Origin of the sequence: Bradyrhizobium sp. 6(2017) (genome assembly GCF_011058295.2) — a bacterium.
Classification (GTDB): domain Bacteria; phylum Pseudomonadota; class Alphaproteobacteria; order Rhizobiales; family Xanthobacteraceae; genus Bradyrhizobium; species Bradyrhizobium septentrionale.
Map to the genome: position 1 here is coordinate 9,496,304 of NZ_CP049289.2, position 15,372 is coordinate 9,511,675.

The window sequence follows — 15,372 nt, forward strand, 5'->3', positions numbered from 1 at the left end:
ACTCAGCCTTCAGGAATTATACGTCCACGAATGTGACAGTATCTGCCACGGTCGCACGCGAGGTGCGGTAGCTGTTCACCTTGTGTGCATGATCGGCATAGCCGAACGAGATGCCGCAGACAACCCGGCGATCGTCGGCCAGACCAAAATGGCGGCGGATCAGCCCGGAATGGCGGGCGATCGCGGCCTGCGGGATAGTGCCGAGCCCGAGCGCCTGCGCCGCCAGCATGAAGTTCGAGACATAACCGCCGCAATCGATCGCGCCATAGATGCCGAGCGGCTCGTTGGTGTGGATCACGGCAATGTGCGGCGCGCCAAAGAAATTGTAGTTCTCCAGCGCCTGTTTGGCATAGGCCGCCTTGTCGCCCCTGGCGATGCCGAGCGTGTTGTAGAGCTGAAAGCCGCTTTCGCGGCGGCGCTCCAGATAGACCCCGACATATTCGCGCGGCGGCGTGAAGTCGTAATCCTCGCCGAGGCCGCGCGAGGCCTCGGCATAGATCGCCTTGCGGAACCGTTCCTTGGCCGCGCCGGAGACGATCAGGACCTGCCAGGGCTGGCTGTTGCACCACGACGCGGTGCGCTGCGCAGTCGCCAGGATGTGCGCGATGGTCTCGCGCGGCACCTCGCGCGGCTGGAACGCGCGCACCGAGTAGCGCTCGTCGAGCAGCTCCTCGAGCGCGCCGATGCGGTCTTGTTGTTTTACGACGGCGTCCATTGCGCATCCTATTCTGCGTAGGGTGGGTTAGCCGAAGGCGTAACCCACCGCTTCTGTCGCACGTGGTTGATAGCCAATGGTGGGTTACGCTTCGCTAACCCACCCTACGATCCCCTCAACGCCCCTTGGTCGGGATCTTGTTGTAGGGCACGTCCTTGTCGACCCGGATGTCGCCGGGAAGACCGAGCACGCGCTCGGCGATGATGTTGCGCAGGATCTCGTCGGTGCCGCCGGCGATGCGCATCGAGGGCGACGACAGCAGCATCTGCTGGAACTGGCCGTTGGCCTGCTCCTCATCGGTGCCGGTGAGGCTGCCGGCCGCGCCCTCGAGGTCCATCGCATAGGTCGCGATGTCCTGCAGCATCAGGCCGGAGACCAGCTTGCCGATCGAGTTTTCCGGACCGGGCCGCTCACCCTTCGACAGCGCCGAGATCGCGCGGTAGCTGGTGTATTTCAGCCCGCTCGCCTTCACCGCCCAACTCGCGAGCCTGGAGCGCACCGCCGGATCGTCGATCGCGAGGCCATCCTCCAGCATCAGATTGGAGCAGAACTCGAACACTTCAGGCACGCCGGTCGCGAGCCGCGAACCGATCGACATGCGCTCGTTCATCAGCGTGGTCAGCGACACGCTCCAGCCCTCGCCGACGGCGCCGAGGCGCTGGCTGTCGGGGATCACGACGTCGGTGAAATAGACCTCGTTGAACTCCTGCATGCCGTTGGCCTGCTTGATCGGCCTGACCTCGACGCCGGGGCTCTTCATATCGAGGAAGAACATGGTGAGGCCCTTGTGCTTCGGCACATTCGGATCGGTGCGCGCGATCAACAGGCCATAGTCGGAATAATGCGCGCCCGAGGTCCAGATCTTCTGGCCGTTGACGACCCAGTTGTCGCCCTTCTTCTCTGCACGGGTGCGCAGGCCCGCAACGTCGGAGCCGGCCGACGGCTCGGAGAACAGCTGGCACCAGATCTCCTCGCCCGACGCAAGCTTCGGCAGATAGCGGCGCTTCGCGTCTTCGCTGCCCCAGGCCATCACGGTCGGGCCGCACATGCCCTCGCCGATCTGGAACGGCTGGGTCAATTTGCCGTAGACACCCTCTTCCTGCTGCCAGATCACGCGCTCGATGGGGGTGGCGCCGCGGCCGCCATATTCCTTCGGCCAGTGCAGGCAGGCCCAGCCGCCCTCGGCCTTCTTCTTCTGCCAGGCCTTGCCGACCTCGACCATGTCGTGCCTGGCGAGCTTGATGCGGCCGAGCGACGACTTTGACAGCTCCTCCTCGAACTCCTTCGGCGCGTTAGCGGCGACCCAGCTGCGGGCGAGGCTACGGAATTCGGCTTCCTGCGGCGTGTCATCGAAATTCATGGCGGCTCCTTGTTCTGTCGTTCCGGGGCGATGCGAAGTATCGAACCCGGAATCTGGAGATTTGTTATGCGGCTCGAGGTTCCGGGTTCGCCGCGTCGCGCCGCCCCGGAACGACGGTTAAGCTCTTCCCTTGGTCGGGATCTTGTTGAAGGGAACGTCCTTGTCGACCCTGATGTCGCCGGGCAGGCCCAGCACGCGCTCGGCGATGATATTGCGCATGATCTCATCGGTGCCGCCCTCGACGCGGGTGCCCGGCGCGCGCAGCAGCATCGCCTGGAATTTGCCGGCGACCTCGGCATCCTCTATCCCGCTCAAGGCACCGGCGGCGCCCTGCAGGTCGAGCGCGTAGGCCGCGACGTCCTGGATCATCGAACCCGCGACCAGCTTGCCGATCGAGTTCTCCGGCCCCGGCCGCTCGCCCTTCGACAGCGCCGAGATCGCGCGCATGCTGGTGTATTTCAGCCCGCTCGCCTTCACCGCCCAGTTCGCCAGCTTCGAGCGCACCGCGCGGTTCTCGATCGCCGGGCCGTCCTCCAGCATCAGGCCGTTGCAGAAGTCGAACAGCTCGGGGAAGCCGGTCGAGACACCGGCGCCGATCGACATGCGCTCGTTCATCAGCGTGGTCAGCGACACGTTCCAGCCGTCATTGACATTGCCGAGCCGCTGCGAGTCCGGAATCCGCACGTCGGTGAAATAGACCTCGTTGAAGTCGGAGGCGCCGCTCGCCTGCTTGATCGGCCGCACCTCGACGCCCGGGCTCTTCATGTCCAGGAAGAACATGGTGAGGCCCTTGTGCTTCGGTACGGTCGGATCAGTGCGGGTGAGCAGGATGCCGTAGTCGGAATAATGCGCGCCGGAGGTCCAGATCTTCTGGCCGTTGATCACCCACTCGTCGCCATGCTTCTCGGCGCGGGTGCGCAGGCCCGCGACGTCGGAGCCGCCGGCGGGCTCCGAGAACAGCTGGCACCAGATCTTCTCGCCGGAGGCGAGCGACGGCAGATATGTCCGCTTCTGCTCCTCGCCGGCGAACGCCATCATGGTCGGGCCGCACATGCCGTGGCCGATGATGAACATCGAGCTCAGGCGGCCGAACGGGCCTTCCTCTTGCTGCCAGATCACGCGCTCGATCGGCGACGAGCCGCGGCCGCCATACTCCTTCGGCCAGTGCAGGCAGGCCCAGCCGGCGTCGGCCTTCTTCTTCTGCCAGGCCTTGGCGACCTCGAGGATGTTGGCGCCCTTGAGCTGGAAGCGGCCGAGTGAGGCCTTGCGCAGCTCTTCCTCATATTGCTTCGGCGCATTGGCCGCGACCCAGGCTTTCGCCTCGGCGCGGAATGCGGCTTCCTGCGGGGTGTCGTCGAAATTCATGGTCTATCATCCCTCGTCGGTGCCGTAGGATGGGTAGAGCGAAGCGAAACCCATCTCTTGACCACCCGCTTCATGATGGGTTTCGCTGCGCTCTACCCATCCTACGAATCTACGATTGCCGTTACGCCGCGTTCTTCTTGCGCATGCGGTCGATCAGCGCGTCTTCCCAATAGGACAGGCTGCCGAGGCCGAGCGCCACCGCATTGGCACGGCGGTAGTACATGTGGCAGTCGAACTCCCAGGTGAAGCCCATGCCGCCGTGGACCTGGATGTTGTTCTTGGCGCAGTGCTGGAACGCCTGCGTCGCGCTGATGCGCGCGGCGGCAGCGGCTTCCGGCAGCTCGCCGGCATTGGTCGAGAGCGCCCAGGCGCCGTAATAGCAATTCGAGCGCGCCAGCGTCGCCGAGACATACATGTCAGCCAGCATGTGCTTCACCGCCTGGAACGAGCCGATCGGACGGCCGAACGCGATGCGGTCGAGCGCGTAGTCGCGACCCATCTCCAGCGCGCGGTCGGCGCCGCCGACCTGCTCGAACGCCATCAACACCGCCGCGCGATCCAGCACCTGGGTGATGACGCTCCAGCCCTCGCCGGTCGCGCCGAGCGGCTCGGCCTTGCAATCCTTAAAGGTGATCTCTGCCTGGCCGCGGGTCAGATCGATGTTGGTGAGCGACTTGACTTCGACGCCTGAGGCCTTGAGGTCGACGATGAACAGCGAGATATCGGATTCACGTCCGCTCGAACCGGTGCGCACGGCCACCACCGCGAAGTCGGCGATCGCACCATCGGCGACCGGCTTCTTGACGCCGTTGAGCACGCCGCCATTGGCCGTGACCTTGACCGCCTTCGGCGACGGATTGCCGTGGCCCTCGAACAGCGCGAGCGTGCCGATGGCATCGCCGGTGGCGATCTTCGGCAGCCACTTCTGCTTCTGCGCGTCACTTCCGGCGATCAGGATCGCTTCGGCGGCGAGATAGACGGTCGAGGAGAACGGCACCGGCGCCAGCGCACGGCCCATTTCCTCGGCGATCACGCAGAGCTCGAGATGGCCGGCGCCCGCGCCACCAAACTGCTCCGGGATCGCGACGCCGAGGAAGCCCATCTCGGCAAGGCCCTTCCACAGCGCCTTGTCGTAGGGCGCCTTGCCGTCGAGCACTTCGCGCACGGCCTTCGGCGGGCATTGTTCGCTCAGGAATTTCCGCGCCTCGTCGCGCATCTGCTTCTGTTCGTCGGAGAAATCGAAATTCATGGCGCTACCCGCGTTGTTGTTTGGCTTCGTAGGATGGGTGGAGCGAAGCGATACCCATCGATTGCTTGGTCAGATGATGGGTTTCGCTGCGCTCTACCCATCCTACGGTCAGTTCAAAACGATCACGTCGTCGCCGGGCTTGTCGGCATAGAGCCTCTCGACCAGCGCGGCGCGGCGTTCGAGGCCGGCGCGCTGGTTGATGTAGCCCTTGTCGGTGAGCTCGTTGCCGTCGATCGACGGCGGCTCGACCATCAGCATTGCACGCGCGATGCGCATGCTGCTGCCGGTGGTCGACGCGTTGTGGGCCTGCAGGCCTTTCCTGAGGCAGGCGACCACGTCGGGATGCCGGATCACGTCCTCATAGCTCGCCTCCGCATTGCCGACGAGCTGACGGCAGGCGTGCAGGTTCGGCCAGCACAACAGGCCGATGAAGTCACGGTCCTGCCCCGCCACGAGCGCGTCATGCACGACCGGCGTCGCGGCCGCGATCGCATCGGTGCGCAGCGAGCCGACATGGACGAAGGTGCCGGTCGTCAGTTTGAAATCCTCGACCACGCGGCCGGCAAAGATGATGCCCTGCAGCGGATCTTCGGGATCGACGAACACACCGGCATCGCCGATGCAGTAGAAGCCTTCCTCGTCGAACATCTTGGCGGTGAGGTCAGGCTGGCCGAAATAGCCCGGCGTGACGTTGACGCCGCGCAGCCGCAATTCGTATTTCGCGCCGCACGGCACCATCTTCAGCTCGACGCCGGGGAACGGCAGGCCGATCAGGCCGACGCGCTCGGTGTCCCAATAGGTGCCGGTCGAGGTCGGCGCGGTCTCGGTCGAGCCCCAGCCGGTGTAGAACACAATGCGCTCGCCAGTGGTCTTCACCGCCAGCGCCTGCATGCGGTCGTAGAGATCGTCAGGCAGCCGCGCGCCGCCATAACCCATGATCGCGAGGTTCTTGAAGAAGCTCTGGCACAGCGCTTCGTCCTTCTCCATGACGGCTGCGAGCGCGGCATAGCCGGCCGGCACGTTGGCGTAATAGGTCGGCGACACCTCGCGCAGATTCCTGATGGTTTCCTCGAGCTGACCCGGCATCGGCCGGCCGTCGTCGATATAGAGCGTACCGCCGTCGACCAGCACCGGATTGAACGCGGCATTGCCGCCCATGGTGTGATTCCACGGCATCCAGTCGAGCACGGTCGGGATCGGGCCAGCCGTTTCACGCGGCCGCACCTGCATCATCATCGCCGCATTGGCGCACATCATCTCCTGGGTATTGATGACGGCCTTGGGCATGCCGGTCGAGCCCGAGGTGAACAGCAGCTTGCCGACGGTTGTGGGCGTGATCTTCGCGATGGACTCACCGACCGCGGATGTCACCGGCGTTGCGGCAAGCTCGGCAAAGGCCACGCTCTTGATGCCCTCGCACGGACGCAGCACGTGAATGACGGTGATCCCTGTGAGATCGATCGCCTTCAGCGCCTTCTCGAAGGCCGCACCGTCCTGCACCATCACGACGGCGGGCTTGATCAGGTTGAACAGATATTTGAGCTTGAGATGATCCTGGCTCATCAGCGAATAGGCCGGCGACACCGGCGCGGCCGGCAACCGTGCCTGCATCGCCGCCTGCGTCATCAGCGCATGCTCGATCGAATTGCCTGAGAGGATCGCGACCGGCCGGTCTCCGCCAACACCGAGATTGAGCAGGCTTTGCGTCAGCGCATCGACGGTGCGCTTGGCGTCACCATAGGAGACCTTGCGCCACTGCCGGTCGGGACCGCCGCGCTGCGCCAGCCAGATACGCTCCGGTGCCTGCGCCGCCCATTTGGCGAGATAGGCCGGAATATGCGTCTCGTAAGCCTGCAGCGGAATCCGCGACTTCAGGACGATGGTGCCGTCGTTGCGCCGCTCGACCGCGACGTCACGTGCGAGCCAGTCCACCTTGCGAAAGGCGGGTTTTGTCAGCATCGCCGCGTCACCATCCATTTTGCGTCTCCCGGAATTTCTTGTCCTTTGCGGACTTTTTATCAGCGCCTGATATAGACAGGCTTTCGTTTCTCAAGGAAGGCCCTGATGCCCTCCTGAAAATCTTCCGAGCGGCTGCACAGCACCTGATTGCGATCCTCCATCGCAATCACGGCCTCGATCGAGCCGGCATCGACGCTCATATTGATGCATTCCTTGGAGAGGCGGAGACCGACCGGCGAGGCCGTCATCATCGCTTCGACATAAGGATTGGCCGCGGCGTCGAGATCGGCGGCCTCGACCACCTCAGAGACAAGGCCGACGGCGAGCGCGCGGTCGGCATGGATGAAGCGCCCGGTGAGGATCAGTTCGGACGCGACGGACACGCCGACGAGGCGCGGCAGGAAATAGCTGGTGCCGATGTCGCAGCCGCCCAGGCCGAGCTTGATGAAGGCGCAGTTCATCCGCGCATTCTTTGCGGCGATGCGGATGTCGGCGGCGAGCGCCAGCGCAAAGCCGCCGCCGGCGGCCGCGCCCTGCACCAGCGCGATGATCGGCTGCGGACAACGCCGCATCAGCATCACGATGTCGGCAATGCGGCGCTGCGAGTCCAGCGACTCCGTGACGCCCGGCGGCTCGGTCTGTCCGTCGCGGCGTGCCATCGCGTGCTTGAGGTCGAGCCCGGCACAGAAGTTCGCGCCGGCGCCCTTCAGCACCACGATTCGGGTATCGCGATTGCGCTGCAGGCCCTGGAAGTAGGTGTTGAGCGCATCGATCATGGCGGGATCGAGCGCGTTCAGGCTGTCCGGACGATTGAGCGTGACCCAATCGACTCCGTCGTGATGTTCGATCAGCAGCGGATGAGACACGCGTATGGTCCTCCCGACCGTTCAGCGAACGCGATGCTCGTTACTGTGCCCTCTCCCCTTGTGGGAGAGGGCATGTTCGCTATTAGCCTTGCATTCGGTTGGGTGAGGGGTCTGTCTCCGCGGGGAGAACCCCTCATCCGTCGCGGACTACGTCCGCGCCACCTTCTCCCACATCCGCCTTCGCCTAAAGGCTTCGGCGGACAAGAGGGGAGAAGGGAAGTACGGCGGAATTCGCCGTTAGCGCGGCGCCATGCGGATGGCGCCGTCGAGGCGGATGGTTTCGCCGTTGAGCATCGGGTTCTCGACGATGTGGACGGCGAGGTTGCCGTACTCCGAGGCATCGCCGAGGCGGGCCGGATGCGGCACCTGGGCGCCGAGGCTCTTGCGGGCTTCCTCGTTGAGGCCCATCAGCAGCGGTGTCAGGAACAGGCCGGGCGCGATGGTGTTGACGCGGATCTTCAGGCTTGCGAGGTCGCGCGCGGCCGGCAGCGTGAGGCCGACGACACCGCCCTTCGAGGCCGAATAGGCGATCTGGCCGATCTGGCCTTCATAGGCCGCGACCGAAGCGGTATTGATCGCGACGCCGCGCTCCTCGCCGATCGGGGCTTCGGTCGCCAGCCGCTCGGCGAACAGGCGCAGCACGTTGAAGGTGCCGATCAGATTGACATTGATGATGCGGACAAACTTCGCCAGCGGATAGACGCCGTCCTTGCCGACGATGCGCTGCGAGCCGCCGATGCCGGCGCAGTTCATCAGCACGCGCGCGATGCCGTGCGCGGCCTCGGCCTTGGCGATCGCCGCCTTGATCGCTTCCTCGTCGGTGACGTCGGCATGCAGCGCGACGCCCTTCACCTCGGCGGCTACCTTCTCGGCGTTTTCCTTGTTCTGGTCGATCACGCCGATCCTGGCGCCCTTGGCGGCCATGGCGCGGGCGGTCGCGGCGCCGAGGCCGGAGCCGCCGCCGGTGATGAGAACGGCAACGTCTTTCAACTGCATGGAATAACCCTTCCTTGAGCGTTTCTTCTCTCAACTTCGAACTTTGTTATCCGGCGGCGACAGCCGCCGTTTCCTTATCGGGATTGAGCACGCCGCCGAAGATCAAGGCTTCCATGTGCTTGATGTATTCGCGGCAGACCTCGTCGGTGACCGGACCGACGCCGACCGCGCGCGACATCGCGTGGCGGCCGAAGAACAGATGATCGCAGGCGCCGATCAGGCTGGTGTAGAACAGCACCGGATCGATCTTGCGGAACTCGCCGGCCTTGATGCCTTCGGCCAACAGCCGGCGATGAAAATCCAGCAGCGGCGCGACGAAGAATTTCGACACCTCGTCCGGAGCGCCTGCCGAGCTTTCGTGCAGCAGATAATGGATCAGCCGGTTCATATAGGGGAACTGGTGATAGGCGCGGATGATGCCGCCGATATGCAGCCGCAGCTTCGCGGACGGCGAGATCGGCTGCGCCAAGAGATATTCGAGTTGCGATATCTCGGTCGCGGCATCGCGCGCCAAGAGCGCCAGCAACAGCCCGTCCTTGTTGCCGAAATGGTATTTCACCAGGGCTGCGTTGACGCCCGACTTCTGCGCGATGTCGGACAGCGACACCTCGATCGAGGCGCGCTCGATCATCAGCTCGCTGGCCGCCACCAATAGCTTGTCCGCCGTGGCGTTTTTGCTCGCGGCAAGTTTCGTCGGTACGCTGGTATTCAACTGCGCTCTGGTCCCGCTCTTGGTTCCGGGCTCGCCGGTAAATCGAGGCCGCACATAAGCCCATGGCGGGGCTGCACTCAAGAGTTAATTGATTGATTGACTAAATGTGGAGCCGCCCCTTAAATCCGGCCCAACTTTCAAAACCGCCCAATCAGAACATCAGGGAGATCAGACATGGCCGAGGCATATATCGTCGCCGCCGCTCGCACCGCGGGCGGCCGCAAGGGGGGACGTCTCGCCGGCTGGCATCCCGCCGATCTGGCCGCGACCGTTCTCGATGCGCTGGTCGAACGATCCGGCGCCGACCCGGCGCAGGTCGAGGACGTCATCATGGGCTGCGTGATGCAGGCCGGCGAGCAGTCCAACAACGTCGCGCGTAACGCGGTGATGGCATCCAAGCTGCCGGAGAGCGTGCCGGCGACCTCGATCGATCGCCAGTGCGGCTCCTCGCAGCAGGCGCTGCACTTCGCGGCGCAGGCCGTGATGTCCGGCACCATGGACTGCGTGATCGCCGCCGGCGTGGAATCGATGACCCGCGTGCCGATGGGGCTCGCCTCCTCGCTGCCGGCCAAGAGCGGCTTCGGCCACTACAAGAGCCCGGGCATCGAGGCGAAGTACCCCAACATCATCTTCAGCCAGTTCACCGGCGCGGAGATGATGGCGGAGAAGTACGGCCTGTCGAAGGATGAGCTCGACGAGTACTCCTACAACAGCCATCAGCGTGCGATCGCGGCAACGCAAGCCGGCCATTTCAAGGATGAGATCGTGCCGGTGAAGATCACCCGCGCCGACGGCTCGACCGACACCCACCATATCGACGAAGGCATCCGCTTCGACGCCAGCCTCGACGGCATCAAGGGCGTCAAGCTGATCGCCGAGAACGGCAGGCTGACCGCGGCGAGCGCCAGCCAGATCTGCGACGGCGCCTCCGGCGTGATGGTCGTCAACGAGAAGGGCCTCAAGGCGCTCGGCCTCACACCGATGGCGCGCATCCATCATCTGACCATGATGGGCGGCGACCCCGTGATCATGCTGGAAGCGCCGCTGCCGGCGACCCAGCGCGCGCTGCAGAAGGCCGGCATGAAGGTCGACGACATCGACCTGTTCGAGGTCAACGAGGCCTTCGCCTCGGTGCCGACCGCGTGGCTGAAGACCACCGGTGCCGATCCGGCGCGCCTCAACGTCAACGGCGGCGCGATCGCGCTCGGCCATCCGCTCGGCGGCTCCGGCACCAAGCTGATGACCACGCTGCTGCACGCACTCAAGCAGCGCAACAAGCGCTACGGCCTGCAGACGATGTGCGAAGGCGGCGGCATGGCGAACGTGACGATTGTCGAGCGGCTGTAAGCCTCGTTAGGTGAGGCGCACAGCCTCCACACAAAAAGCGTCGTCCCGGCGAAGGCCGGGACCCATAACCACAGGCGCTTGTGGTTAGGCACGGCTGGGGCCGCAACCCAGTCCAACAACAAAAATTGGTGGTTATGGGTCCCGGCCTTCGCCGGGACGACCACTTTGTTTGAGGAAACATCTTTGACCCATCCGTCGATCCACGCGCGCAACCATCCGAACAAGATCGCCTACCAGATGGCGGCGACCGGCAAATCCATCACCTATCGCGAGCTTGACGAGCTTTCGAACCAGGGCGCACATCTGTTCCGCTCGCTCGGCCTGAAGGCAGGCGACCACATCGCGCTCTTGATGGAAAACCGGCTCGCCTTCTTGGAGATCTGCTGGGCGGCGCAGCGCTCGGGGCTCTATTACACGGCGATCAGCCGCTACCTGACGGAAGATGAGATCGCCTACATCATTAGGGATTGCGGGGCTAAGGTCTTCATCACCACGCCGCAATGCGCCGACAAGGTGAAGGGCCTGATCAAGGGCGAACCCGGCGAGCCGCTGTTCTACATGATGGACGAGCCCGCGCCCGGCTTCCGCTCCTACGACAAGGAGGCCGGCGCGCAGCCGACCACGCCGGTTGCCGACGAGGTCGCGGGCTACGACATGCTGTATTCCTCCGGCACCACCGGCCGGCCCAACGGCATCAAGAAGGAGTTCGAGGGCAACCGGATCGACGTGCCGAACCCGTTCCTGCGGATTCTCACCGCCGACATGTGCGGCATGAACGCCGACAGCATCTATCTGTCGCCGGCGCCGCTCTATCATGCGGCCCCTCTGCGCTTCAACATGATGGCAACCGTGCTCGGCGGCACCTCGGTCATCATGGAGCATTTCGATGCCGAGGAATTTTTGAAGCAGGTCGAGAAGCACAAGGTGACGCAGTCGCAGCTGGTGCCGACCATGTTCGTGCGCATGCTGAAGCTGCCCGACGAGATCCGCGCACGCTACAAGGTCTCCTCGCTGAAAGGCGCGATCCACGCCGCGGCGCCCTGCCCGGTCGACGTCAAGGCCAAGATGATCGAATGGTGGGGACCGATCCTGATCGAGTATTACGCGGGCTCCGAGGGCAACGGCGTCACGGTGTCGACCTCGCAGCAATGGCTCACGCATCGCGGCACGGTCGGCCGCGCCGTGGTCGGCAAGGTCAAGATCCTGGACGAAAACGACGAGGAGGCGCCGACGGGGCAGATCGGCCAGGTCTATTTCGCCGACGCGCCCGCCTTCACCTATCACAACGATCCCGAGAAGACGAAGAAGGCCTATAACGCCAGGGGCTGGTCGACGCTCGGCGACGTCGGCTACCTCGATGAAGAGGGCTTCCTCTATCTCACCGACCGCAAGAGCTACATGATCATCTCCGGCGGCGTGAACATCTATCCGCAGGAGACTGAGGACGTGCTGATCACGCATCCCGCGGTCTCCGACGTCGCGGTGTTCGGCGTGCCGAACGAAGAGATGGGCGAAGCGGTCAAGGCCGTGGTGCAGCCGCGCGACATGACCAAGGCCGGCAAGGATCTCGAGGCCGAGCTGATCGCGTTCTGCAGACAGCATCTGTCGCCGATCAAATGCCCGAAGAGCATCGACTTCGAGGCCGAGCTGCCGCGGACGCCGACGGGCAAGCTGGTGAAGCGGCATCTGCGTGATCGCTATTGGCCGAAGCCGGCGGGCAAGGCGTGACTTCTTGCCCTCCCCTGAAAGGGGAGGATTAGGGACCGGCGGTGCTTTGCCCACTCAGAGACGCTGACCCGAGCTACAGCGCCGCGGCCGGCTCGCAGGCGGCCGAGGCCACGGCGCGCAGATGGAGTTGGCCGTGCTGGCCGGTCGCCGTGGTGGTCCACTGCGCGTCGATCTGCTGAAAATCTTCCGACAGCTTGCCGCGATGGCTGCCGCCGGTCTCGAACGAGCCGTTGCCGTCGGGCGACCGCTCGAACAGCTCGACCTCGAGATCGGACAGCCGGACGAACATCCGCACCTTGATCTTGGTCACGCGACGGCCGACCTCATACGAACCGCAGCCGAGCGCTTCCGCGTTCTGCTCGTTCAGGGCGTGCACCTGGTCGAAGGTGATGACGACGTTCTGCACCGTCTTGTCACCATCCCACAGGAATTCGCCGATATAGGCGTGCGGCAATTTTTCGGTCAGCTCGTTGATGTCGGCGGCGCGCGCCACCGGCAGCAGCAGCAGGCTTGCGGCCACGATCGTCAGAGCGGGCCGCGCCATCCAGCCGGGCAGCATTGCAATCCTCGCGTGGCGCATGCGGTATGCATCCCCTGGCCAAAGTTGCTATCGTGAGAACAATGACCGCCAGCATACAGCCAAATGCGCTGGTTCTGCGGCTGTCCTGAACAGGTGATCCTTACGATGGCAGCCCTCCCCGACGTCCCGCTCCCCGCCACCATCCGCTCGCGTTATGTCGACGGGATCAACGGCCTGCGCATGCATGTGCTCGAAGCCGGCTTCGAGACATCCGGCCGTCCCTGCGTGCTGCTGCTGCACGGTTTTCCGGAGCTGGCGTTCTCCTGGCGCAAGGTGATGCCGAAGCTGGCCGCGGCCGGCTATCATGTGATCGCGCCGGACCAGCGCGGCTATGGCCGCACCACTGGCTGGAGCGCGGATTATGACGGCGACCTCGCGTCGTTCCGCCTGCCCAACCTGGTGCGCGATGCGCTCGGGGTGGTCGCAGCGTTCGGCACCAAGCATGTCGATGCGGTGATCGGGCATGATTTCGGTTCGTCGGTCGCGGCATGGTGCGCGCTGATCCGGCCCGACGTGTTCCGCGCGGTCGTGATGATGAGCGCGCCGTTCGCGGGGCCGCCGTCGCTGCCGTTCAACATCGCGAACACTCCGGCAAAGCCCGCGGGCGAAGACCCGGTGCATCGCGAGCTCGCCGCGCTGCCGCGGCCGCGCAAACACTATCAGTGGTATTATTCGACACGTCCGGCCAACGACGACATGCATCGCGCGCCGCAGGGCGTGCATGATTTCCTGCGCGCCTACTACCATCACAAGAGCGCGGACTGGAAAGACAACAGGCCGTATCCGCTTGAGTCGTGGTCGGCGGGCGAACTGGCAAAGCTGCCGACCTATTATGTGATGGATCTCGCCAAGGACATGGCGGCGACGGTGGCCGAACAGATGCCGTCGCGTGAGGCGATCGCTGCCAACACCTGGCTGCCGGATCGGGAGCTCGCCTATTACAGCGCCGAGTATCAGCGCACTGGATTCCAGGGCGGGCTGCAATGGTATCGCTGCGGCACCTCGGGCGCGTTCACCCCGGAATTGCAGACCTGGAGCGGCCGCAGCATCGACCAGCCCTCCGCCTTCATCTCGGGCAAGCAGGATTGGGGCACCTATCAGCGGCCCGGTGTGTTCGAAGCGATGCGGACCAAGGCCTGCAGCAGGATGATCGGCTGCCATCTGGTCGACAGCGCCGGCCATTGGGTGCAGCAGGAGCAGCCGGAGGAGGTCAGCCGGCTCCTGCTCACATTCCTGCGAGAGGCCGGCTCCCGGCCCTGAGCCGTTGCTCGATCCAAGTTCATCTCATTGTTCTGAAAAGCGTTCTTCGCCAAAACTGCGCTGCCGCCCGGCGCAGTTGCGCCCGGATTCGGGGCCACCTTGATTTGACCCGGCGGCGGCGCGCTCCTATTATTTAGAACTATTCTAATTCTAAACTGAATGAACAGGGTGCGTTGCCGTGAAGAACTTTGCCGATCTGACCGAGCGCGAGGTGCTGGCGGTCGCGATCGCCTCCGAGGAGGAGGACAGCCGCATCTACATGTCCTTCGCCGAGGACCTCGCCGGGCGATATCCCGATACCGCGAAGATTTTCGAGGAGATGGCGGAGGAGGAGCGCGGCCATCGCCACCGGCTGCTGGAGACCTACGAGCAGCGCTTCGGTCAGCATCTGCCGCCGATCCGGCGCGAGGATGTCAAAGGCTTTTTGCGCCGCCGCCCGATCTGGCTGACCAAGAACCTGCCGCTCGACACCATCCGCAAGGAAGTCGAGACCATGGAGCTGGAGGCCGAGCGCTTCTATGCGAAGGCCGCGGAGAAGGCCGAGGATGTCGGCGTGCGCCGGCTGCTCGGCGATCTCGCCGAGGAGGAAAAGGGCCACGAGAAGCTCGCGGTCAAGCTGACCGGCGACATCCTCAAGCCCGATGTGCGCGCCGAGGAAGACCGCACGCGGCGGCGGATGTTCGTGCTGCAATATGTCCAGCCCGGGCTTGCCGGATTGATGGACGGCTCGGTCTCGACCTTGGCGCCGCTGTTCGCCGCCGCCTTCGCCACCCATCACAACTGGCAGACTTTTCTGGTCGGACTTGCCGCCTCGATCGGCGCCGGCATCAGCATGGGCTTTGCCGAGGCGCTGTCCGACGACGGCTCGCTGACCGGGCGCGGCTCGCCCTGGCTGCGCGGCCTGACCTGCGGCTTGATGACGACGCTCGGCGGCCTCGGCCACACCATCCCCTATCTGGTGCCCGACGCCTGGCCGAACGCATTCTGGATCGCGACCGCAATCGCCGGGATCGTGGTGTTCTTCGAATTGTGGGCGATCGCCTTCATCCGCTCGCGCTACATGGACACGCCGTTCCTGCAGGCGGTGTTCCAGATCGTGCTGGGCGGCGCGATCGTGCTCGCGGTCGGCATCCTGATCGGTGCGGCGTAGAAATTCCGATCAAACGCGGCAGCCATGCGGCGGCTACAGCGCTTGCGGGCGGCAGCCAAACTGCCCATCATCGCGCCAACCAGAA

At 64.6% G+C, this 15,372-nt stretch carries 13 protein-coding genes; 4 read left to right on the forward strand and 9 right to left on the reverse strand.

Annotated elements, in window-relative coordinates; all coding sequences use genetic code 11:
* Positions 1-16: 16 nt before the first annotated feature.
* The 8 genes from G6P99_RS45170 to G6P99_RS45205 form a co-directional block, all read right to left on the reverse strand.
* On the reverse strand, positions 17-715 hold the full coding sequence (locus G6P99_RS45170; protein WP_029077947.1) for a nitroreductase: 699 nt from the start codon (positions 713-715) through the stop codon (positions 17-19).
* Between the two features lie 115 nt (positions 716-830).
* Positions 831-2,075 carry an acyl-CoA dehydrogenase gene (locus G6P99_RS45175; RefSeq protein ID WP_029077948.1) on the reverse strand — a complete coding sequence of 415 codons (1,245 nt, stop codon included), beginning with the start codon at positions 2,073-2,075 and terminating at the stop codon, positions 831-833.
* Positions 2,076-2,192: 117 nt separating this feature from the next.
* The gene (locus tag G6P99_RS45180) at positions 2,193-3,440 is read right to left on the reverse strand and encodes an acyl-CoA dehydrogenase (RefSeq protein WP_029077949.1); all 1,248 of its coding nucleotides are present in this window, start codon (positions 3,438-3,440) and stop codon (positions 2,193-2,195) included.
* A 121-nt stretch (positions 3,441-3,561) separates the two neighbouring features.
* Complete coding sequence (locus G6P99_RS45185; RefSeq protein WP_029077950.1) at positions 3,562-4,689, reverse strand: acyl-CoA dehydrogenase family protein; 1,128 nt, start codon at positions 4,687-4,689, stop codon at positions 3,562-3,564.
* A 108-nt stretch (positions 4,690-4,797) separates the two neighbouring features.
* On the reverse strand, positions 4,798-6,666 hold the full coding sequence (locus G6P99_RS45190; RefSeq protein ID WP_165126775.1) for an AMP-binding protein: 1,869 nt from the start codon (positions 6,664-6,666) through the stop codon (positions 4,798-4,800).
* A 41-nt stretch (positions 6,667-6,707) separates the two neighbouring features.
* Positions 6,708-7,514, reverse strand: a complete 807-nt coding sequence (locus G6P99_RS45195; RefSeq protein WP_029077952.1) for an enoyl-CoA hydratase/isomerase family protein — start codon at positions 7,512-7,514, stop codon at positions 6,708-6,710.
* A 237-nt stretch (positions 7,515-7,751) separates the two neighbouring features.
* Positions 7,752-8,510: an SDR family NAD(P)-dependent oxidoreductase gene (locus G6P99_RS45200; RefSeq protein WP_029077953.1), complete on the reverse strand. Its 759-nt coding sequence runs from the start codon at positions 8,508-8,510 to the stop codon at positions 7,752-7,754.
* Between the two features lie 46 nt (positions 8,511-8,556).
* Positions 8,557-9,222 (reverse strand): TetR family transcriptional regulator, encoded by a 666-nt coding sequence (locus tag G6P99_RS45205; protein ID WP_029077954.1) that lies wholly within the window; start codon positions 9,220-9,222, stop codon positions 8,557-8,559.
* A gap of 174 nt (positions 9,223-9,396) precedes the next feature.
* Here G6P99_RS45205 and G6P99_RS45210 point away from each other — a divergent pair, with 174 nt between their 5' ends.
* Positions 9,397-10,569: an acetyl-CoA C-acetyltransferase gene (locus tag G6P99_RS45210; RefSeq protein ID WP_029077955.1), complete on the forward strand. Its 1,173-nt coding sequence runs from the start codon at positions 9,397-9,399 to the stop codon at positions 10,567-10,569.
* A gap of 183 nt (positions 10,570-10,752) precedes the next feature.
* The gene (locus G6P99_RS45215; protein WP_165126778.1) at positions 10,753-12,297 is read left to right on the forward strand and encodes an acyl-CoA synthetase; all 1,545 of its coding nucleotides are present in this window, start codon (positions 10,753-10,755) and stop codon (positions 12,295-12,297) included.
* A gap of 73 nt (positions 12,298-12,370) precedes the next feature.
* On the opposite strand, the gene G6P99_RS45220 is transcribed toward G6P99_RS45215, so the two are convergent.
* A complete protein-coding gene (locus G6P99_RS45220) occupies positions 12,371-12,877 on the reverse strand; it encodes a hypothetical protein (RefSeq protein ID WP_165126781.1) in 507 nt (168 codons plus the stop codon).
* A gap of 105 nt (positions 12,878-12,982) precedes the next feature.
* Here G6P99_RS45220 and G6P99_RS45225 point away from each other — a divergent pair, with 105 nt between their 5' ends.
* Both G6P99_RS45225 and mbfA read left to right on the forward strand, forming a co-directional pair.
* Entirely contained in the window at positions 12,983-14,137 is a 1,155-nt protein-coding gene (locus G6P99_RS45225) for an alpha/beta fold hydrolase (protein ID WP_029077958.1), read from the forward strand.
* Positions 14,138-14,315: 178 nt separating this feature from the next.
* Positions 14,316-15,287 carry an iron exporter MbfA gene (mbfA, locus tag G6P99_RS45230; RefSeq protein WP_029077959.1) on the forward strand — a complete coding sequence of 324 codons (972 nt, stop codon included), beginning with the start codon at positions 14,316-14,318 and terminating at the stop codon, positions 15,285-15,287.
* The last annotated feature ends 85 nt before the right edge of the window (positions 15,288-15,372 follow it).

Coding starts and splice junctions, on each gene's coding strand:
- G6P99_RS45170 (WP_029077947.1), bottom strand. CDS start 715: ATGGACGCCGTCGTAAAACAACAAGACCGCATCGGCGCGCTCGAGGAG.
- G6P99_RS45175 (WP_029077948.1), bottom strand. CDS start 2,075: ATGAATTTCGATGACACGCCGCAGGAAGCCGAATTCCGTAGCCTCGCC.
- G6P99_RS45180 (WP_029077949.1), bottom strand. CDS start 3,440: ATGAATTTCGACGACACCCCGCAGGAAGCCGCATTCCGCGCCGAGGCG.
- G6P99_RS45185 (WP_029077950.1), bottom strand. CDS start 4,689: ATGAATTTCGATTTCTCCGACGAACAGAAGCAGATGCGCGACGAGGCG.
- G6P99_RS45190 (WP_165126775.1), bottom strand. CDS start 6,666: ATGGATGGTGACGCGGCGATGCTGACAAAACCCGCCTTTCGCAAGGTG.
- G6P99_RS45200 (WP_029077953.1), bottom strand. CDS start 8,510: ATGCAGTTGAAAGACGTTGCCGTTCTCATCACCGGCGGCGGCTCCGGC.
- G6P99_RS45210 (WP_029077955.1), top strand. CDS start 9,397: ATGGCCGAGGCATATATCGTCGCCGCCGCTCGCACCGCGGGCGGCCGC.
- G6P99_RS45220 (WP_165126781.1), bottom strand. CDS start 12,877: ATGCGCCACGCGAGGATTGCAATGCTGCCCGGCTGGATGGCGCGGCCC.
- G6P99_RS45225 (WP_029077958.1), top strand. CDS start 12,983: ATGGCAGCCCTCCCCGACGTCCCGCTCCCCGCCACCATCCGCTCGCGT.